The organism is Ruegeria sp. BG11 (assembly GCF_056538565.1).
Map to the genome: position 1 here is coordinate 271422 of NZ_JBQFTH010000004.1, position 21012 is coordinate 292433.

The 21012-nt window shown below is 59.6% G+C and carries 17 protein-coding genes; 5 read left to right on the forward strand and 12 right to left on the reverse strand.

What is annotated here, in order from left to right:
- Position 1 precedes the first annotated feature (1 nt).
- The 4 genes from ACR0JF_RS08925 to ACR0JF_RS08940 are packed head-to-tail and all read left to right on the forward strand — an operon-like array spanning position 2 to position 7089.
- Complete coding sequence (locus ACR0JF_RS08925; protein WP_170659009.1) at positions 2–1681, forward strand: ABC transporter ATP-binding protein; 1680 nt, start codon at positions 2–4, stop codon at positions 1679–1681.
- 4 nt (positions 1682–1685) lie between these two features.
- Positions 1686–4121 (forward strand): nitrite reductase large subunit NirB, encoded by a 2436-nt coding sequence (nirB, locus tag ACR0JF_RS08930; RefSeq protein WP_170659008.1) that lies wholly within the window; start codon positions 1686–1688, stop codon positions 4119–4121.
- On the forward strand, positions 4118–4450 hold the full coding sequence (gene nirD, locus ACR0JF_RS08935) for a nitrite reductase small subunit NirD (RefSeq protein ID WP_170479032.1): 333 nt from the start codon (positions 4118–4120) through the stop codon (positions 4448–4450). The genes nirB and nirD overlap by 4 nt, the downstream gene beginning before the upstream one ends.
- The gene (locus ACR0JF_RS08940; protein WP_170659007.1) at positions 4450–7089 is read left to right on the forward strand and encodes a nitrate reductase; all 2640 of its coding nucleotides are present in this window, start codon (positions 4450–4452) and stop codon (positions 7087–7089) included. Before nirD ends, ACR0JF_RS08940 begins: the two co-directional genes overlap by 1 nt.
- 137 nt (positions 7090–7226) lie before the next feature.
- Here the strand turns inward: ACR0JF_RS08940 and glnT are convergent, their stop codons facing one another.
- The 12 genes from glnT to ACR0JF_RS09000 all read right to left on the reverse strand — a co-directional run bounded on the left by glnT (position 7227) and on the right by ACR0JF_RS09000 (position 19907).
- Positions 7227–8555, reverse strand: coding sequence for a type III glutamate--ammonia ligase (gene glnT / locus ACR0JF_RS08945; RefSeq protein ID WP_170659005.1), 1329 nt, complete (start codon positions 8553–8555; stop codon positions 7227–7229).
- Positions 8556–8636: 81 nt separating this feature from the next.
- Positions 8637–9965 (reverse strand): FMN-binding glutamate synthase family protein, encoded by a 1329-nt coding sequence (locus tag ACR0JF_RS08950; RefSeq protein ID WP_170659419.1) that lies wholly within the window; start codon positions 9963–9965, stop codon positions 8637–8639.
- A gap of 20 nt (positions 9966–9985) precedes the next feature.
- Positions 9986–10669: a GltB/FmdC/FwdC-like GXGXG domain-containing protein gene (locus tag ACR0JF_RS08955; protein WP_170659003.1), complete on the reverse strand. Its 684-nt coding sequence runs from the start codon at positions 10667–10669 to the stop codon at positions 9986–9988.
- Position 10670: 1 nt separating this feature from the next.
- On the reverse strand, positions 10671–11594 hold the full coding sequence (locus ACR0JF_RS08960) for a class II glutamine amidotransferase (RefSeq protein WP_170659001.1): 924 nt from the start codon (positions 11592–11594) through the stop codon (positions 10671–10673).
- A 205-nt stretch (positions 11595–11799) separates the two neighbouring features.
- Entirely contained in the window at positions 11800–12423 is a 624-nt protein-coding gene (locus ACR0JF_RS08965; RefSeq protein ID WP_170658999.1) for a helix-turn-helix domain-containing protein, read from the reverse strand.
- Positions 12424–12694: 271 nt separating this feature from the next.
- Positions 12695–13699 (reverse strand): diphosphomevalonate decarboxylase, encoded by a 1005-nt coding sequence (gene mvaD, locus ACR0JF_RS08970; protein ID WP_480669160.1) that lies wholly within the window; start codon positions 13697–13699, stop codon positions 12695–12697.
- The gene (locus tag ACR0JF_RS08975; RefSeq protein ID WP_170658990.1) at positions 13692–14594 is read right to left on the reverse strand and encodes a GHMP family kinase ATP-binding protein; all 903 of its coding nucleotides are present in this window, start codon (positions 14592–14594) and stop codon (positions 13692–13694) included. Before ACR0JF_RS08975 ends, mvaD begins: the two co-directional genes overlap by 8 nt.
- The gene (locus ACR0JF_RS08980) at positions 14591–15721 is read right to left on the reverse strand and encodes a GHMP family kinase ATP-binding protein (RefSeq protein WP_170658988.1); all 1131 of its coding nucleotides are present in this window, start codon (positions 15719–15721) and stop codon (positions 14591–14593) included. Before ACR0JF_RS08980 ends, ACR0JF_RS08975 begins: the two co-directional genes overlap by 4 nt.
- A complete protein-coding gene (locus tag ACR0JF_RS08985; RefSeq protein ID WP_480669162.1) occupies positions 15705–16871 on the reverse strand; it encodes a hydroxymethylglutaryl-CoA synthase in 1167 nt (388 codons plus the stop codon). The genes ACR0JF_RS08980 and ACR0JF_RS08985 overlap by 17 nt, the downstream gene beginning before the upstream one ends.
- Positions 16865–17935 (reverse strand): type 2 isopentenyl-diphosphate Delta-isomerase, encoded by a 1071-nt coding sequence (gene fni, locus ACR0JF_RS08990; RefSeq protein ID WP_170658986.1) that lies wholly within the window; start codon positions 17933–17935, stop codon positions 16865–16867. Before fni ends, ACR0JF_RS08985 begins: the two co-directional genes overlap by 7 nt.
- Positions 17932–18966, reverse strand: coding sequence for a hydroxymethylglutaryl-CoA reductase (locus ACR0JF_RS08995; protein ID WP_170658984.1), 1035 nt, complete (start codon positions 18964–18966; stop codon positions 17932–17934). The genes fni and ACR0JF_RS08995 overlap by 4 nt, the downstream gene beginning before the upstream one ends.
- A gap of 182 nt (positions 18967–19148) precedes the next feature.
- Positions 19149–19907, reverse strand: a complete 759-nt coding sequence (locus tag ACR0JF_RS09000) for an NAD(P)-binding domain-containing protein (protein WP_170658982.1) — start codon at positions 19905–19907, stop codon at positions 19149–19151.
- A 165-nt stretch (positions 19908–20072) separates the two neighbouring features.
- Here ACR0JF_RS09000 and ACR0JF_RS09005 point away from each other — a divergent pair, with 165 nt between their 5' ends.
- Positions 20073–20975, forward strand: coding sequence for a LysR family transcriptional regulator (locus ACR0JF_RS09005; protein WP_170658980.1), 903 nt, complete (start codon positions 20073–20075; stop codon positions 20973–20975).
- Positions 20976–21012 lie beyond the last annotated feature (37 nt).

Here is a 21012-nt window from a genome sequence, read left to right on the forward strand (position 1 = left end):
GATGAGCATTCTGAGCTTCAAGAACGCCTCGAAATCCTTCGGTGAAGGCACCGCACGCACCGATGTGCTGAAAGGCATCGACCTTGACGTGCAAGAGGGTGAGTTTCTGGTGATCCTCGGCTTCTCGGGCACTGGCAAGACGTCCCTAATCAACTTGATGGCTGGACTGGATACGCCGACCAAGGGTGAGGTCACGTTCAAAGGTACCCCGATCAAGGGGCCGGGCCCGGAACGGGGCGTGATTTTCCAGAACTACTCTCTGATGCCATGGCTGACGGTCAGCGGCAATGTGGGGCTGGCGGTGGATACGGTCTTTCCCGGCCTCAGCAAGGCGGAGAAAGCCGAGAAAGTCGCACACTATGTGAAAATGGTAGGCCTCAGCCACGCCGCGACGCGTCGCCCGGCGGAACTGTCGGGCGGGATGCGCCAGCGAGTCAACGTGGCGCGCGCTTTGTCGATGAACCCCGAGGTTCTGCTGCTGGATGAGCCTTTGTCAGCGCTGGATGCGCTGACCCGCGCCAATCTGGCGGATGAGATCGAACACATCTGGGAGGCCGACAAAAAGACCTGCGTGCTGATCACCAACGATGTCGACGAGGCGATCATTCTGGCCGACCGGATTATCGCTTTGAACCCTGATGGCACACTGGGGCAGGAATTCCGCGTGTCGATCCCGCGCCCACGCGATCGGGGTGCGATGAACAACGATGAGACCTTCAAACGCCTCCGCGCCGACGTCACCAAATACCTGATGGATGTGGGGATCGAAGCCAAGGTCGAAGGCTCTCGTATCCTGCCGGATGTCACCCCGATTCATGGGGTTCCAACGGCGGTGGCCGAGGCGCAGAAGGGGATGATCGAGAACCGCTTCCTCGACTTCTCGCAGCTGCACAAAGTATATCCGACGCCCAAAGGCCCCCTGACCGTGGTCAAAGATTTCGACCTGAAGATTGACAAGGGTGAGTTCATCTCGCTGATCGGCCATTCCGGCTGCGGCAAGTCCACGGTTTTGACTATGGCTGCGGGTCTGAACGACATCTCGAAAGGCGCGATCAAGTTGGATGGCCGTCACGTCGAAGGGGCCGACCCGGAACGCGCGGTGGTGTTCCAATCGCCAAACCTGTTCCCCTGGCTTTCCGCCAAGGAGAACGTCGCGATTGGCGTCGACAAGGTTTATCCCAAGGCCAGCATGGCCGAGCGGCAGGACGTGGTAGAGTACTATCTAGAACGCGTCGGACTGGCCGATGCGATGGACAAATCTGCCTCGGATCTCTCGAACGGCATGAAGCAACGGGTCGGTATTGCCCGCGCCTTCGCACTGTCTCCCAAGCTGCTGTTGCTGGACGAGCCCTTCGGGATGCTCGACAGCCTCACACGCTGGGAATTGCAGGAAGTCCTGATGGAGGTCTGGTCTCGCACCAAGGTGACCGCGATCTGTGTGACCCATGACGTGGATGAGGCAATCCTGTTGGCCGATCGCGTGGTGATGATGACCAACGGCCCGCAAGCGACCATCGGCAAGATCACCAAAGTCGACCTGCCGCGTCCGCGCACCCGCAAGGCCCTGCTGGAACATCCGGATTACTATGCCTACCGGCAGGAGGTCCTCGATTTCCTCGAAGAATACGAACACGGCGCCAAGCCTAAAACACCCGCCCCCAAGGCGATTGCAGCGGAGTGAAACTATGAAGCAAAGACTTGTTGTCATTGGCGCAGGGATGGCCTCGGGCCGGGTGCTGGAGCACCTGACCGACGCCGCGCCGGATTCGTTCGACATCACCCTGTTCAACGCCGAGCCGCGCGGGAACTACAACCGCATTATGCTCAGCCCGGTCCTGTCGGGCGAGAAGACCTATGAAGAAATCGTCACCCATGACGACACTTGGTATGCCGAGCGCGGTATCTCCTGCCGCTTTGGCGAGAAGGTGGCCAAAATCGACCGCGAGATGAAGGTGGTCGAGGGCGCAAATGGTCATGTGCCCTACGACAAGCTGATTGTTGCGACGGGCTCAAATCCGTTCATCATCCCTCTGCCCGGGCATGATTTGGAGGGCGTGATTGCCTACCGTGATCTGGAAGATACCCAGCGGATGATGGGCATGGGCTCAGCCAACAAGGTTGTCGTTATCGGCGGCGGCCTACTGGGGCTTGAGGCCGCTGCGGGCATGGCTGCGCATGGGGTCGACGTGACCGTGGTTCACATCATGGGCCATCTGATGGAGCGTCAACTGGACGAAGCCGCAGGGTATCTGCTGAAGAAGTCGCTGGAAGACAAAGGCATCAAGATTTGCCTGCAGGCGAACTCGAAAGAAATCCTCGGGCAAGATGGTAAAGTCCGCGCGCTGCTTCTGGACGACGGGACCGAATTGCCCTGTGACCTGTTGGTCATGGCCGTGGGTATCCGACCCAATACGGCGCTGGCGCAAGAGGCTGGTCTGGCCACAGGGCGCGGTATTCATGTGGATGATCAGATGCTGACCTCGGACCCGGATGTTTACGCCGTGGGCGAATGCGTCGAACATGACGGGGCGGTCTTTGGCCTTGTCGCGCCGCTCTATGATCAGGCGAAAGTCGCCGCGCAGGCGCTGTTGGGCGAAGAAGCTGCGTTTGTTCAGAAAACCCTCTCGACCAAGTTGAAAGTCACCGGCTGCGATCTGTTCAGCGCGGGGGATTTTGCGGACGCGCCAGGGCGTGAGGATATCGTGTTCCGCGACCCCTCGCGCGGGGTCTACAAGCGGCTGGTCATTGAAGAGGATCGTCTGATCGGCGCGGTCATGTATGGCGACACGGCCGATGGCAGCTGGTTCTTCGGGCTGATCAAGGACGGCACCAGCGTTGAAGACATGCGCGAGACGCTGATCTTCGGGCCCGCCTATCAGGGGGGCGATACCGCGGACCCTCTTTCAGCCGTTGCAGCATTGCCGCCTGAGGCGGAGATTTGCGGCTGCAACGGCGTATGCATAGGTGACATTGTCGAAGCGATCAACGCGGGTGCCAGCGATCTGGGTGCCGTGCGTGCAAGCACCAAGGCCAGCGCATCCTGCGGGACATGCACGGGGCTGGTTGAGCAAGTTTTGCAGGTCACTCTGGGTGATGAGTTCCAAATGCCAACGGCGCAACCCATCTGCGGCTGCACCGACCTGACGCACGAGGATGTGCGCCGTCTGATCAAAGGGCAGGAGTTGAAAAGCCAGGCCGCCGTCTGGCAGGAGCTGGGCTGGACAACGCCTAACGGCTGCCATGTCTGCCGTCCCGCGATCAACTACTATCTTCTGGCCGACTGGCCGCTGGAATACCAAGACGACCCGCAAAGCCGGTTCGTGAACGAACGCAAACACGCCAACATCCAGAAAGACGGCACTTTCAGCGTTGTCCCGCGTATGTGGGGTGGCATCACCACCCCCGAAGAATTGCGTGCCATCGCGGATGCAGCCGACAAATACGACGTGCCCACGGTGAAAGTCACCGGCGGTCAGCGCATCGACTTGTTGGGCGTGAAAGGTGAAGATTTGCCCGCCATCTGGTCGGATCTGAACCAGGCCGGTCTGGTCTCTGGCCACGCCTATTCCAAGGGCCTGCGGACGGTCAAAACCTGCGTCGGCACCGATCATTGCCGCTTTGGCACGCAAGACAGCACCGGCCTTGGCATTAAGCTTGAGAAAATCCTTTGGGGGTCGTGGACACCGCACAAGTTGAAACTGGCGGTGTCGGGGTGCCCGCGCAACTGCGCCGAGGCGACCTGCAAGGACATCGGTGTGGTCTGCGTCGACTCTGGCTACCAGATCAGCATCGGCGGTGCCGCCGGTATGGATGTGAAAGAAACTGAATTACTCTGTCAGGTCCCAACCGAAGACGAAGCGATTGAAGTCGTGATGGCCGTCACTCAGGCCTATCGCGAAGGCGGCAAGTATCTGGACCGCTTGTATAAATGGCTGGGCAAGGTGGGCATGGACTGGGTCAAGGCTCAGGTCGTGGAGGACCGGGAGAACCGCGCCGCTCTGGTCGAACGGTTCGAACTGTCCCAAAGCATCTACCGGAAGGACCCGTGGGCGGAACACGTCAAGGACAAGGCGCAGACCTATGCGCCGATCGCAGATTTCACACTGGAGGCCGCGGAATGAGCTGGATTGACATCGGACATATCGAAGACATCCCCCTGCGCGGCGCGCGTTTGGTGAAAACGCATATCGGCTGTATCGCGGTCTTCCGCACCGCCGAGGCCGAGGTCTTCGCCGCCACCAACAGCTGCCCCCACAAAGGCGGGCCGCTGTCCGAGGGTATCGTGCATGGGCAATCGGTCACCTGCCCTCTGCACAACTGGGTCTTCGACCTGAACACGGGCCAAGCACAGGGCGCTGACGAGGGGCAGATCGCCACCTATCCGGTGCGTCTCGAAGGCGGGCGTATCTTGTTGGATGCCAGCACAGTCTCTCACCGGAGCGCCGCCTGATGGACGGCACCGGCCTACCCGAGATCCGCTCGACCTGCGCTTATTGCGGGGTTGGCTGTGGCGTCCTGCTGCGCCCCGACGGGGCCGGAGGGTTGGCCGTGCGCGGTGACCCGGACCACCCGGCAAACCATGGCCGGCTTTGCTCCAAGGGCTTGGCTTTGGGTGAGACCGTCGGCCTCGACCACCGCCTGCGAAACCCGCGTGCGTTTGGTCAGGATGTCGGCTGGGATGACGCCCTTCAACTGGTCGCGGATCGGTTCTCGGCTGCGATCAAGGCGCACGGGCCGGACAGTGTTGCCTTCTACGTCTCGGGGCAATTGCTGACCGAGGACTATTACGTCGCCAACAAGCTGATGAAAGGGTTCATCGGATCGGCGAATATCGACACCAATTCGCGGCTCTGCATGGCATCCACCGTGGCCGGGCACAAACGCGCCTTTGGCACGGATACCGTGCCCGGAACCTATGAGGATATGGATCAAGCCGATCTGGTCGTTTTGGTCGGCTCAAACCTCGCTTGGTGCCATCCGGTTCTTTACCAACGGCTCATGGCGGCACGTCAGGCGCGGGGGACCCGGATCGTCGTGATTGACCCGCGCAGAACAGCAAGTTGCGATGAGGCTGATCTGCATCTACCTCTGGCACCGGGCAGCGACGTGGCCGTGTTCAACCATCTGCTTGGCCGCATTCACGAAACCGGACAGGTCGACGCGGGTTTTCTGAGTCATACGACAGGGTTCACGGACGCATTGGCTGCCGCGCAAAAGGAAAACCCGGCGGCGACCGATCTTGATCAAAAAGACCTCGACGCCTTCTGTGACATGTGGATCGGGACCGAGCGCGTGGTTACGATCTTTAGCCAAGGTGTCAATCAATCCTCCAGCGGGACGGACAAGGTCAACGCGATCCTGAATTGCCATCTGGCCGCGGGCCGGATCGGTCGACCCGGCATGGGGCCGTTTTCTGTCACCGGGCAGCCGAACGCCATGGGCGGGAGAGAAGTCGGTGGGCTAGCCAACATGCTCGCCTGTCATCTGGACATCGAAAACACAAGCCACCGCGCGGCGGTTCAGAAGTTCTGGGCTGCACCAAACATGCCCAAGAAACCGGGGCTGAAAGCCGTCGACCTGTTTCGAGAGATCGAGAAGGGGCAGATCAAAGCCCTTTGGGTGATCCATACCAACCCCGCCGTCACCATGCCCGAGGCCGACCGGGTGCAGGCCGCCATCAAAACCTGTCCCTTCACGGTTGTCAGCGATCTGACCGAACATACAGACACAGCCCGCGTCGCAAATGTGGTGTTGCCCGCAGCTGGATGGGGCGAGAAAAGCGGCACCGTCACCAACTCGGACCGCACGATCAGCCGCCAGCGCGCCGTCCTGACTCCTCCGGGCAATGCGCGGGCCGATTGGGACATCCTCGCGGAGGTGGGCCGCCGTATGGGGTGGCAAGAGGCGTTCAATTATACCTCGCCTGCGCAGATTTTCCGCGAATACGCTGCCCTGTCATTGGTGGCCAAACCCTTTGGGCGCGATTTCGACATCTCTGGATATGCTGACTTGTCGGACGACGACTATGCCGAGCTGCAACCAACCCGCTGGCCGGTGACGCCTGACGGCACTGGAGGGAGGTTCTTTGGCGACGGGCAGTTCTTCCACCCTGACGGCAAAGCCCGCCTGATCCCGGTCAGCCACATACCGCCCGAGGCGAAGGCCTCGGACCGCTACCCGTTCCTTCTGAACACCGGGCGTACGCGGGACCAATGGCACACCATGACCCGCACTGGCCTGTCACCACGCCTGTCGTCGCATCTTGCTGAGCCCTTTATTAAGGTTCACCCCAAGGATGCCGATCGTCTCGGGCTAGAGCCCGACAGCTTGGTCGAGGTCAAAAGCGCGGTGGGCGCGTGTATCTTCCGACTAAATACATCCGATGCCGTCGCGCCCGGACAGGTGTTCGCGCCGATCCACTGGACAGGCGAAACGGCCCCCTCGGCCCGTGTCGATGCATTGATACCCGGCGTCACAGATCCTGTGTCAGGCCAACCCGAAAGCAAAGCCGCTGCCGTGTCCCTGCAACCCATGAAGGCCGGCTGGTACGGTTTTGCAGTCTCCGCGACACCTCCGTCACCGGCGGCAGAGTATCGGGCAACGGCGAAAACCGTAAACGGCTACAGAACAGAGCTGGCGGGCTGTGAGATGCCCTCAGATTGGGAGAAAGTGGCCCGTGACTGGTTCCACCTACCGGACGCCCTGTCCACATCGGTCGAAGACCCCAAGAGAGGGTCTTTTAGGATCGCTCTATCAGACGGTCCGCGCGTTCTTGCCGTTCTCTATGTATCTCGGGAACCTGTGACCTTGATGAGGGAGTATCTTGCAACCCTGCCCGATGCCGAGCCTCATCAGCTCCTCTCCGGACGATCCGCAAACGGCGTCGAGGATGGCGGGCCGATCGTCTGCTCCTGTTTTGGGGTCGGACTCAATACGATCGTCCGGGCCATCGGCGCCCAGAACATCGGTGATGTCGATGAAATCGGCAGGCTATTACAGGCGGGTACAAACTGTGGCTCATGCCGCCCGGAACTGGCAGGATTGCTCGAAAAGCATTCGGTCCCGGTTTTGCAGGACGTCGAACCTTAGGCGCAGGACCTATTCAGGGTTCTGTAGTGCCGCCAATTTCTCCACACAGATAAGCATATCTAGCGCGTGGCTCTGTGCACCAACGCCGTGGCCGAAAAGACCAAGGCCGCAGCATTTGCTGCGGCCTCTTTTTGCTCTCAGATATCGAGAGTATGTTGTTTTTCCCAGTTCGAGAAGTGGGATACAAACGAGTTCCACTCCTGATGCTTCATCTTCAGGAAAGCGCTGGAGAACTCCTGCCCCATCATCTCTTTCAACTCGGCGTCCTTGTCGTATTCGCGCAGGCCATCCAGCATGTTCAACGGCAGTTTGGGCGCGTCGGTGACCGTGTGGCCTTCGGCATACATGTCGATGTCATAGCGCGGTCCCGGATCAGCCTTTTTTCGGATGCCCGACAGACCGGCGGCGATGATCACCGCCTGCAGCAGATATGGGTTCGCCGCCCCATCGGGCAGGCGCAGTTCGAATCGGCCCGGGCCGGGGATGCGCACCATATGAGTTCGGTTGTTGCCTGTCCATGTCACGGTGTTGGGCGCCCACGTGGCCCCTGACATGGTGCGCGGTGCGTTGATGCGTTTGTAGCTGTTCACCGTCGGGTTGGTGATCGCCGCCAGCGCGCTGGCATGTTTCATGATGCCGCCGAGGAAGTATTTGCCCTGCTCGCCAAGACCAACCTCTCCGGTCGGGCCGTCGCCTTCGCCCGCAAACACGTTGGTCTTCGCATCCGCGCCCAGGGCGTCCCAAACCGAGATATGGGCGTGGCAGCCATTGCCCGTCAACCCCTCGACCGGTTTGGGCATGAAGGTGGCACGCAGCCCATGCTTCTCGGCCACGGATTTGGTCATGAACTTGAAGAAGGAATGCTTGTCGGCGGTTCTCAGAACATCATCGAATTCCCAATTCATCTCGAACTGGCCATTGGCGTCCTCGTGGTCGTTCTGATACGGGCCCCAGCCAAGGTCCAACATGTAGTCGCAGATCTCGCGCACCACGTCATAGCGGCGCATTACAGCCTGCTGGTCATAACAGGGTTTTTCCGCGGTATCGAACGGGTCGCTGATCTGCTCGCCATCGGGGGTCAGCAGGAAGAACTCGGCTTCGATGCCGGTTTTTACATGCAGGCCCATCTCGGCGGCCTCGTCGATCAGACGGCGTAGCACGTTGCGAGGGGCCTGGGCCACGTCCTGCCCATCCATCACACAATTGCCAGCAACCCAAGCGACTTCGGGCTTCCAGGGCAGTTGTATCACCGAGGACGGGTCTGGCACGGCCAGCATGTCGGGATGCGCGGGGGTCATATCCAGCCACGTGGCGAACCCGGCAAAACCGGCGCCCTCTTCCTGCATCTCTGCAATGGCCTGGGCGGGCACCAGTTTGGCCCGCTGTCCACCGAACAGATCGGTGAACGATATCATGAAGTATTTAACGCCTTTTTCCTTGGCGAAAGCTGCCAGATCTGTCGTCATGGTCGGCCTTCCTTTCCCTGTTTATCAATCCCAATACAAGAAAGGCGCAGCCCCGTGGGGCCGCGCCTTTCGAATGTCAGATCAGAACCCGGCCTTGCCCGGATACCAGTCGGTGCCTGCCAGGGGCACTTTTGCCATCGCAGCCGCCTCCATCGTCAGGGCACATAAGTCCTCGGGTTCGAGGTTGTGCAAGTGATTGTGGCCGCAGGCCCGCGCGATGGTCTGCGCCTCTAGCGTCATGACCTTAAGGTAGTTGCGCAGCCGTCGCCCGGCATCGACCGGATCAAGACGTGCGGCACGCTCTGGGTCCTGAGTGGTAATGCCCGCGGGGTCCTTCCCTTCGTGCCAGTCGTCATAGGCCCCGGTTGTGGTGCCCAGCTTCTGATACTCGGCTTCCCATTTCGGGTCGTTGTCGCCAAGGGCAACCAGAGCCGCCGTGCCAATCGCCACCGCATCCGCGCCAAGCGCCATCGCCTTGGCCACGTCTGCCCCGGTGCGAATGCCGCCCGAGATCACAAGCTGCACCTCGCGATGCACCCCCAGATCCTGCAGCGCCTGCACGGCGGGTCGGATACAGGCCAGCGTCGGAATGCCCACATGTTCGATGAACACATCCTGCGTGGCCGCCGTACCGCCCTGCATCCCGTCCATGACGACAACATCCGCCCCAGCCTTCACCGCCAGCGCAGTGTCATAATAGGGCCGTGTCGCGCCGACCTTGACGTAGATCGGCACCAGCCAGTTGGTGATCTCACGCAGTTCGAGGATTTTGATCTCAAGATCATCCGGCCCGGTCCAGTCCGGGTGTCGGCAGGCCGAGCGCTGGTCGATCCCTTTGGGCAAGGTCCGCATTTCGGCCACGCGGTCGCTGATCTTCTGACCCAGAAGCATGCCGCCTCCGCCGGGTTTGGCGCCTTGCCCCACTACGATCTCAATCGCGTCGGCCTTGCGCAAGTCGTTAGGGTTCATGCCATAGCGCGAGGGCAGATACTGATAGACCAGTTTGCTGGAATGACCGCGTTCCTCGGGCGTCATGCCGCCATCGCCAGTCGTGGTCGAAGTGCCGGCCGCTGAAGCGCCGCGGCCCAAGGCCTCTTTCGCGGGGCCGGAGAGCGCACCAAAGCTCATCCCTGCGATGGTGATCGGGATATCCAGCTGGATCGGGTTCTTGGCAAAACGCGTGCCCAACGTCACCGAGGTGTCACAGCGCTCACGATAGCCTTCCAGCGGGTATCGGCTGACCGATGCGCCTAGAAACAGCAGATCGTCAAAATGCGGCACCTTACGTTTGGCGCCTCCACCCCGGATGTCATAGATACCGGTGGCCGCCGCGCGGCGGATCTCGGCGTTGATCGGGTTGGAAAAGGTCGCCGACTGGATCGGCGCGGTGCGCGGGGTCTGATCGTCCATATCTTTCATACCCTTCATCCCTAGTAAGCGGCCGAGTTGTCGACGTCGAAGTTATACAGTTGCCGGGCCGAGCCATAGCGTTTGAACTCTTCCGGTTTGGCGTCGCTGCCTGCACGGTCCAGCAGATCCTTAAGGATCTCAAGATGTTCGGGGCGCATCTCTTTCTCGATACAATCCGCGCCGAGGCTTTTGACCGAGCCGCGCACGAACAGCCGCGCCTCGTAGAGGGAATCCCCCAGCGCGTCGCCAGCATCACCGCAAACCACCAGATTGCCCGCCTGCGCCATGAAGGCCGACATATGGCCGATATTGCCATGCACCACGATGTCGATCCCCTTCATCGAGATTCCGCAGCGCGAGCTGGCATTGCCCTTGATCACCAGCAATCCACCATGGCCCGTGGCCCCAGCGTACTGGCTGGCATCGCCATCGACGATGACCTGACCCGACATCATATTCTCGGCCACACCCGGCCCAACCGAGCCTTCGACCCGCACAGTGGCCTGCTGGTTCATGCCCGCGCAGTAGTACCCGGTTGAGCCCTTCACCGTCACCTCGATCGGTGCGTCCAACCCGACCGCGATGGCGTGGCTGCCCTTGGGATTCACCACCTCCCAGCTGGTCTGGTTGGTCTCTTTGCTTTGCTCCTGCAAGGACGCGTTCAGCCCGCGCAGGCCGTCGGCCTCAAGATCGTAGGTCTGCATTTTACGCGGCCTTTTTGTTGGGAAAGTCTGTGTGGGACCAGAAGTAGACCGTCGCCGGCTCCGGCTCCCACACGCGGGCATCTTCAATGCCGGGCAGGTTCACCAAGGCTCGGTATTCACTGCCGAAGGCCACATATTGATCGGTTTCCGCCATGACCGCCGGTTTGCAGGCAATCGGGTCACGGACCACGCCGAACCCGTCCTTGGTGCCAACGACAAATGTGAAGAACCCATCCAGATCCTCAAGGCTGCTTTCCAGCGCCTCGCCCAGAGACGCGCCATTCATCATTTTCCACGTCAGGTAAGCGGCGCCCACCTCGGTGTCGTTCTCAGTCTGGATATGTACTCCATCACGGCGCAGCTTGCGCCGCAGCGAGTTATGATTGGACAGCGATCCGTTATGCACCAAACACTGGTCATCCCCAGTGTTGAACGGGTGCGCACCCATCGTGGTCACCGCTGATTCAGTGGCCATTCGCGTGTGGCCGATCCCATGCGTTCCGGTCATGCCGCTCAGCTCAAAACGAGCGGCAACATCTTTGGGCAGACCGACCTCCTTGTAGATCTCAAGGCTTTCTCCGCGGCTCATGATCCGGACGGAGGGGCGGATTTCGGCCAGCGCAGCACGCGCGGCCTCGAACTGATCGCCTGGGATATCCAGTACTGCATGGGTGTCGTTGATCGTCTGGGTCACGGACGTGTTCAGCCGTTGACCCAGCTCATCCGCCAGACTGGCAAAGTCCTGTTCGGGGTTTGCAGACTGAACGGTGACTTTCGTAGTGCCCTGAGTTGGATCGCCATAAATCGCGATACCAGCGCTGTCAGGGCCACGATCGGTCATAGTGATCAGCATATCCGTCAGCATCTCACCCAGCTTGGGCGACAGTGACTGATCCTTAAGGAATAGTCCGACAATTCCGCACATGGCAGACAGCTCTCCTTGCGTGTTTCGTTGCGCGTGTACGCTAGCAACAAAACTCGGGATCATCAATAACTAGAGGAAATGTTTTTTCCTAACAGGCAAATTTTGCCCAATTTCTGGGCGCTCACGTTTACGCACGGCAAAATAGCCCGGCCAACATAGCTGTAGGCCTAGCGAATTGATTTTCAGCACTCTGATAAAAAGCGGATCAGCTTGTCAAAGGGTAGCTGATCACCGACAGGTACCGCGCTGGCAGGCTGACCAGTCGCTCCGGTCCATGCGGCGCATCCGCGTCGAAGAACAGAGTATCACCGGGTTTCAACGGATAAACCTGCTCCCCATGGCGATAGTCCACCTCACCCTCTAGCATGTAGATCGTTTCAATCCCGCCATGCTGGAAGGTTGGGAAAACATCCGATTCCGCTGTCAGAGTGATCAGATAAGGCTCAACAATTACACCCGAACCATTGGCGCCTAAATGGCCAAGAAGGTTGTATTGGTGATGCGCCCGCGTACCTTCACGCTCTAACTCGACGCCTTCACCGGCCTTGGTGTGGACAGCGTCGCGACGTTCTTCAAAACGGCGAAAAAAGCTGGTCAGCGGAACCGACAACGCATCGGCCAGCAGTTGCAGCGTGGTTAGCGAAGGCGACGTGTTGCCGTTTTCGATCTTGGACAGCATCCCGATCGACAGGCCAGTAATCTGCGCCAACTCGGCAACAGTAGTGTTCTGTTGCTTGCGAAAGGCCCGAACCTCGCGACCGATGGCCACTTCCAGAACCTTTTCCCGGTCACCGGACCGGATCGAATGAGGATCCTGCGTGAGTTTCATAATAGAGGCTCTGTCGTTTGGGTTGGCCGTCATATCCACTGCCCTTGCTACAAGTGTTTGAGCCTGTTCGGCAAGGCGATGAGCCTGCAAGTTGGATAGCGAAGCCTTTGGCGAAAGTCTATTGCCCACCAAAGAGCAGGAAGAGTTGAGGGCATTGCCAACCTCCAACGCCTGATGAACGTGCATTGGACCGCACGCGGCCGTTTCGGGCTATCCTTCCAGAGCGTGACAGTGCGGTAGAGGCGGCCGCTCAGTGATACGCTGCGGCTTCTTATGCGTTTGGCCAATCGAACGGGGAGATCACGCGGGCGTCAGGAAATGCCTGCAGAACATCTGCCTCAGCTTTTTTCAGGAAAACCAGCTTGATATTCGCCCCAGCATCCATCGTGGCATAGGCTGCAAGTCCTTCTGTGCGGGCCTGCCACAGTCGCTGCAGGATCACCCAGCTTTGATCTGTCAGGTAGGTCAGCGCGGGGCGTGCGGCTTGCATGGTCGCGTGCATGGCCAACGCATTTGCCTCGGCCGTTTGGCCCAGAGTTTGAAAGTCTCTCTCAATGACCGCTTGCTCGATGGTCTTGCAGTCCCGCTCGGCCATCTCGGGCCAGCTGGAAAACAGAGGGCTGGTATCAACCGTGTGGTTCATTCCATCGCGGGACGAGTGCAGTTTCGGGCCTGTGTCCACCTCGACAATGGCGATGCGGAATTCAGGCCATACCAGATCAAGCGGCACGCCGTGGCTGTCGCCACCGTCATCGCACACGCCCTTGTCCCAGCGCACAAACCCATGCCAAAGCGAACGGGTTGCGCTGCCGCTGCCCAATCGGGCGATCCGGCTCATGTCCTGTGCTTGCAGGTCCAAGCCGAAGCTGCCGCAGAGCGCACGGGTCAGAGCCGCAAAGCCGGAGGCAGAAGATGCCAGACCGGCCGCCGTCGGGATCGTGTTTCTGGTCGAGATCATCAGCGGAACATCGCGGCCGCCGCGAAACAAATCCGCAAACGCAAGCGCCTTGCACGCGAACTCCGAGGTCGGCGGCAGAGGCTGACCGTCCAGCAAGACCTGATCCGACCCGCTCTGGGATGGCTCGACAGTTGTGTGGGACCCCCACTCCGCCAACGAGATCGACAAGGAACTGTTGAGCGGCAGGTTTAACGCTCTGTCCCGTTTGCCCCAATATTTCGACAACGCGATATTGCTTGGGGCATAGGCGCTGAAGCTTTGAACCTCGTCCGCGTCTCGCATCGCTTGGTCAATGAAGGTCTGAACGGCGTCAGTCATGTATGATCAGTCCTTCGCTGGCCAGTGTCACCGGAGTGAACCCGTCAGGCGGCGTTCCCAGGGCCAGAACGCAATCGCCCAACCCAGAGCCGGAGATCTTGGCCGCCATGACACCGTCGGCCTGCCGGGCCGAATTGATGATCCGGTTCAAGGTTTCGTCGCTCACGCCCAAATCCTCCATCCGGGTTTGATAGCGTGTCAGGTCGTCTGCGAACGCCACCCAATCTTGGTCCTTCGCGGCACTGATGGCATGATCGGCCAAGCCGCCCATAGCCGCATAAAGTGATTTGAACTCGGCTTCTCTTCCGATCATCCGTTCCGCAACCTTTTGCAACACAACCGAGGTGGGGGTCTTGTAGCCGCAGTATCGCAAGCTGATCGCCGGCGGGTGAGGTAGTGCCACCATCTCTGGGTTTGGTGGAGCGCGGTAAGCCAGCATACCGCCCTGCAAGCTGGCGGCCAGATCGGCTCCGCTGCCACGGCCCTGAATGTCCTGAATGATCTGGTAGGCCATGGAGTGAATACCGTTCAGCGGCTGCCCTGTGACGGTTAGAACGGCCCCCAGAGCGGCAATGGTCACGGCGGCGGATGATCCCAGCCCAAGCGTCGGGTCAATCTCCGACGAGATCGAGATATCCGTCCCGACGTCAATCGCACCCCTGTGCATGGCGATTGCAGCGAGGACAAACTTGTACGGCCCCACTGCCTGTAGCCGATCCAAGTCAACAGTTTGCGTTTCGGCAATCTCGGAGGAGAGACGCAGCAATTGATCGGTGCGCGGGCGCAGCGTGACCGTCAGTCTTTGTTCAATGGCGGCCACGATGGCTCTGGAGCCATAAACGACTGCATGTTCTCCGGTAATCATGACCGATCCCGGTGCGCTGGCCCGTATCATGAACTGGCCCCGTCTGGGCTGTGGTCAGGGGCCTTGCCCATTTTTGCTCCCGTCGAGGCCAGACGCAACGCGGACCATTGCATCTGAGGATAGTCCAACATGAAATCGGCCATTTTGTCGTGGTCCTCCATGTGTACCAGAACCACCCCGCCGAAATCACCGCGTACAGACCCCGCACCGCAGATTTTGGCCGCGCCGCCAGTGCCTTCGATCTGTCTGATAAACGTTTGGCACAGGTCCGGCACGACGCCGATCACCTCCAACAATCGCTGGTTTTCGGAAATCGCGTCGTCCGGGTCATGCCCCGAGACGATCGCGGTCAAAAAAGCGGTCGTACAGTCGCCAAAACGTTGCCAAAGTGCGTCGTTCTGCGCGTAGTTGGCCGTGACCGCACTGACACATTCGCCTGTGCTGCTTTCGGGCCTTCCGTGCAGGACCCAATACCACCCCTTACCCGTCAGCAAACCATGATCCGACGGTAACTCCGGCGCCGCGATACCTGTTTCGCCTGCACACACAAGGCCGCCTCGGACAACTGCGGCGGCATCAATCGGCCCCGCGCGCCCATGCTTGAGGCGTTCGCAAAACCGAACGCGCTCATACCTTTCTTCAAGCGTTTTGGGCCGCTCCAGCAGGTTTTCAAACAACACCGTTGTTGCCGCGACGATTGCGGCAGACGACCCCATACCCGCGCCGATCGGCAGATCTGAACGGCTGGACAGTTGTCCGGGGGCCAGTTTGCTGTTCATCGCACCAATGCCGGGAATCGCAGATCCGGGCGTCGCGAGGTTTTCATGCAACAGCGAGGCAAGCGTATAGACCGCCAGATCATCGGGACGCGTGAGGATCTTGTGGACATCCAACTCACCACGCGTGAATTGATCAAAGCGCTGATCCAGAGACGATTTGAACTGAGACAACAATTTTAGAGGGTAGTATTCGCCTGACGACAGGTTCTCAAACGCGGTTTTCAAACCTTCACCCAAGCCCAGCGGCTGAAACGACACCTCGGTATAGCGGGCAACGGCCATTGCCAGCGCGGGCATGCCGTACAGAACCGAATGCTCTCCGGACAGGATCAGCTTTCCGGGCGCGTGGGCCCAGACTTTATCATGCGGTCCGGTCAACGTAGATGCGCTTGTTGTCGTCAATGCTTGCCAATCTGTAGCGCCCTTTTGCCTCATCGGGCATGGGCGTATCTGTCCCGTCCTCGCCATTCCTCGCGTGCCAAAGGGCAACATATTCATCATATGAGACGGCGGTCCGGTCCTCCAGAATTTTCCGGTGGCGGGGTGCCAACAGATGGTCTTGGTAGCCTTCGACCACTTTGGCGTCAAAGAACTCGCCAGTAGCGCCGGATCCATAGGAAAACAGCCCTAAGGATTTGCCCGTCAGATCGCTATCGCTGTTCTCCAGCGTTGACAGGATCGCGAGGTACATCGAGGCAGTATAGCTGTTCCCGACCTGACGATTGTAGATCATCCCCGGCAAAGCGGCCTGCATATCGGCCTCGGCTTTTGCCTCTTTCGCCAGACGCAGATGCGCCTTCTCGCCCATACGCGAGAATGGCAGGTGATAGCAGAACTGCGCAAACCCATCGTAGGGCAAGCCGCCATTCGCCTGATAATCGCGCCAGGACTCCACCAGCGCCCCGAGATAGCGCAGCGCCGAGTATTTACCGTCAACCAAAGGTGTACGCCGGTGGTTGGGACGCCAGAAATCCATGATGTCTTCGGTAAACAGGCCCGAGACTGTTCCGATTTCCAATAGTGTCGGATCGGCCGTCACCAGCATCGCAACGGCCGAGGCCCCCTGCGTCGCCTCGCCCGAACTGTCCAGATCATAGCGCGCGATATCTGAGGCGATCACAAGCACCCTACGATCAGGTTTGCGTGCCACATGGGCACAGGCCATTTGCAATGCAGCGGTGGCAGAATAACAGGCCTGCTTCAGCTCAACATTACGCAGGTTCGAAGGCAGCCTCAGAAGCCGCTGCACATAGATACCCGCCGATTTCGATTGGTCAATCCCTGTTTCCGTCGCGAACAGGATGGTGTCGATCCCGTCTGCTCCGTGTTGATCAATGATCGGCTTCGCGGCCTCGGCAGCCATGGTCACCACGTCTTCGTCATGCCCGGGCATGGCGATCTTTTCCTGCCCGATCCCACGTGAGAACTTGGCGGGATCAATGCCGTGATGCTGGGCCAGAGTGTCCAGCGAAATATAGCGATGAGGCGTAAAAAAGCTCATCGCGCTGATACCAGTAGAGATTACCAAAACTTTGACCTTGATCGGATCAGTGAGACATTTGCCTTCAGCTGAGATACGTCAGCGCAGCCCAAAAGGAACATCGCCGTCTGAAATTCGCGACGTAACTTTTCGATTTGGCGGATGACCTGCGCGCTAGACTCCTGCGCTGCGGCCAAAAACGGCGCGGCCATTCCGCACAGATCTGCGCCCAGAATGATAGATTTGGCCATGTCCACACCGTCTCGTAAACCGCCGCTGGCGATGAGTGTTGTTGGATCGGTCTTTTTGACCAAGACGTCCCGAGTTTCAAGCAGACTTTCGACCGTTGTCAGACCCCAATCCTGAAAAACCAGCCCTAGATCGTCCCCCTCGTCCGCGCGGCGGTGATATTCGATCCGGCTCCAGGAGGTACCGCCGCGTCCAGCCACGTCGAAATGGCGAATACCGGCGTCATAGACCAGCTCGACATCAGAGCCGGACAGCCCGGCACCAACCTCTTTGATCAGCACCGGCACCGGCATGTTCGACACCAGATCAGCGATCTTGCCAGACAGGTGGGAAAAGTCGCGGTCCCCTTCGACCTGCACGGCCTCTTGCAGCGGGTTGAGGTGCAGGTAAAGCCCGTCTGCCTCAAGCGCCTGAACGGCCTGAAGACAGTGGCCTGCGTCTAGTCCTGCGTTCAGCTGCACTGCGCCGATATTGCCGATCAACGGTATGCTCGGCGCGGCATCGCGCAGTTGAAAACTGCCCCTGGAGGCAGGATCCGCAAACAAAACACGTTGTGAGCCGACGGACATCGCGACCCCGGTCGCCTCGGCCGCCTCAGCAAGATTGCGATTGATCCTTGCGATCTCATCCCCGGTTCCGCCCGTCATCGATGAAATCAGCAGCGGAAAGCTGAGCGGCTTGCCCAGAAACCGGGTGCTGGTGTCGATCGCATCCAGATCCAGCTCAGGCAGAGCGCGATGGGTCAGAGAGATCGCGTCAAACCCGCTGCGCCCGCGTTCGACATCGGGGTCCTCAAGTACAGCGCGCAGATGGTCCAGCTTGCGCCCGGCCACGCTGCGGTCGGCGGGTTTGGGCTTGGTCATCGTTCCAGTTCCATATGGGTGCGCACCAGCTCTCCGGGATTGGTTTGCGCGGCCATCAAGGACAGCTCACCGCACAGCACCGCACCGGCACAGATGCCAGCTAGCCGACGGGCGTTTTCGCCCGCCTCGCGTTCCTCTTTGCAGCCCATCAGGCGCAGGTTTTCTTCAACCTGCTCATTGCCTTTTCCCGCCCCGACCGAACCGACGATCAGGTTCGGCAAGCTGCATGAGAAATACAGGTCTTCGCCGCGCGCCTCACAATGAACGATACCTTGGCTACCCTCAATGATATTCGCGGCGTCCTGACCGGTGGCCAGATAGAAGGCCAGCAGTATGTTTGCGAAATGCGCATTGGCGCTGCGCAGAGATCCCGCGAGATTTCCGCCAATCAGGTTCTTTTCGAGATTGAGCGCAACCATCTGCTCTGGCGTGGTGCGCAACATGCGCCGCAGCAGTCGACCCGGAATTTCCACTTCGGCAATGACGTATTTGCCCCGCCCCAAAAGCCCGTTCGCAGCGGACGCCTTCTTGTCGGTGCACAGGTTGCCCGAGATCGACGCGTAGGCCAAATGCGGCTGGTCGTCCAAAACCCAGTTCAACACCGCCTCGGCTGCCTTGGTCACCATATTGTGACCCGAGGCGTCCCCGGTGGAACACTCAATCCGAATATACAGCAGGTTCCCGGCGATCTGGCGATTCAGCTTGATCAGTCGGGCAAAGCGGCTGGTCGAGGAGATGATCTTAGCCACCTTATCGGTCTGCGCCTCGATCCGTTGCCAGGCTTGATACGCCGAGGCCGCGTCCTTCGCCCGCACGGCGATGGAACGTGTCATCCGCTCATCAACCAAGGTGACCTGAATGCCGCCTGCATGCCGTGAAACGCCCGCACCGCGCGCCGTGGAGGGCCATAAGGGCGTCTCGAAGGTTGCCAGAGGGACGCTGACCTCACCGGACACCAGATCCCCCCTGAACAGAATCGGCCCGACCCATTGGGTTGGAAGCGGAGTCACGAACGTAGATTTGGCGCGCACCTGGGTTCCCTTTTCAGTTTCGGTCGACAAAAGCGTCTGATCCGATGAGGGGTATCACCAGACCAAAGGGCCAATGTCAAACCGCGAAGGCTAAACATAGCGGTAGTCGCAGCGATCCCAACGGGTAAACTCATCCCCCATCAGCGACATGATGTCGTCGCGCGCACTTACAGTCAGGACAATCAGCCCTCGGACAGGCGGGCCGACAGAACCTCGATCCCTTGGACCAGATCGTCATAGGTGTTGCGATCGGCCATGTACTCTCGCAATTGCTGGTTCAGCCCGCCCTGCGTGTTTAGGGATTCGACCAGATCGGCCATCGCGTTCTCGGTCTCCATCGGCGCGGCCATGATCGACCCTCCGATCAAAAGACGCAGGAATTTCTCGGCCTCATGGGCGCTGCCGGTCTTATGGCCCAGCCAGTCAATCCCAACGGCCAGCGATTTCGCTACAACCGATAGCAGGGCCTGAGCGGCCAGAAACTCGTTGAAATCACTCTCGGACTTCATGGTGATAACGGTGTTCGAACCACCATAAAGCGCCTCAACAGTTGGTGACGCGGGAAAGACGAGAACCGGAGACCCGCCCAAGGCAATGGATGGGAACGGGATCATCAACGTCTCGAACGTGGCCGGTGCAACGAGGGCCTGAACCTGTGCCGGCGAGATGCCAACCATGAACGAGATCACCCGTTGGCCTTCGCGAAACCGCAGCGCGGACAGCATAGCCTCGGCCTGTTCGGCGGTCGATCCGACAAAGACCACGTCACTGGCATCCAAGACACCCTGATTGTTAGCCACGGTCACATTGTCGAAGCGAGCCGACAGCTCGGATGAGTTGGCCCGGCTTCTTTCGCTGACAACAATGTCATGCCCATCGCTGACCAAACCTTCGGCGCAGGCCCGCGCAATGGTTCCAAACCCAAGATAGCCAAGCCTCATGTTTGCCTCCTGTTTTCCGGCAAGTGGTCGAGTCGCCCCGTTGATCGCTCTATTCGCCACCGCACGCAAACCAATTCTCCACCGACCAGACATCAAACGGACGGAACAGACGGGTTCTTCCCCTGAACGATTGACGATCAGTTTCTCTGATGCTCAAAAGCTTGAATGATAAAGAACCAAATCACTCTCAAACAGCTCGAAGCCTTCACCTTCGTAGTCGATATGGGATCCTTCCGCGCCGCAGCGAACGCGCTTGCCACGACGCAGCCCAATATCTCGTCACGCATCGCCACGCTGGAAGAGGCGTTGGGCACAAAGCTGCTGTATCGCGATGCAGGCTCCGTGCGTCTGACAGCGAAAGGAGAGGCGCTGTTGGAGAAAACCAGAACGGTTCTCCGCGCGACCGAAGCCTTGCTGGAAGAGGCCGACCGACAAGATCTGATTCAGGAGCGGCTGCGTCTTGGCGTCACCGAATTGGTCGCCTGCACATGGCTGCAAGATTTTCTGCGTTGCCTCAAACAGCACTATCCCAATCTGAGCGTCGAGCTTGTGGTGGACCTGTCCAGCACGATTGATGAAAAGCTGCTGGAGGGGCAACTTGATCTTGCCGTGCAGAACGGGCCATTCAAAACGGAACTGGACGGGACAAGAGAACTGACCGGCGAAGACTATGTGTGGGTGGCCAACACGACGCTCGTCTCGGCTTTGCCCGAAGGGCCCAGCGTCGACCGGTTTTTCGCATTCTCCGTTCTGACCCATGCTCGCCACACAATTGCAGGGCACAGCCTGCATGCGATGGCACAGGAACGTGGGCTGGATGCGCAGAAAATCGTGCATTCAAACGCATTGTCCGCCTGCGTTCCAATGGTCTCAGAAGGTCTCGGGATCGCGTTGCTGCCACGCCCGCTAGTCCAGCGTGAGATCGACGCGGGTGCCCTGCTGGAACTTCAATCCGACTGGACGGCCGAGTCGCTGCGGTTTTTCGCCCGCTACGATCCAACGCGGGCCGCCCGTTTTGTGGAACATGCGGCGGAAATCGCCGCACAGCTCAGGCCGCAAACAGGATAAAGAAAACTGATCAGGAGTAGAAATTAAAGCAATTTGA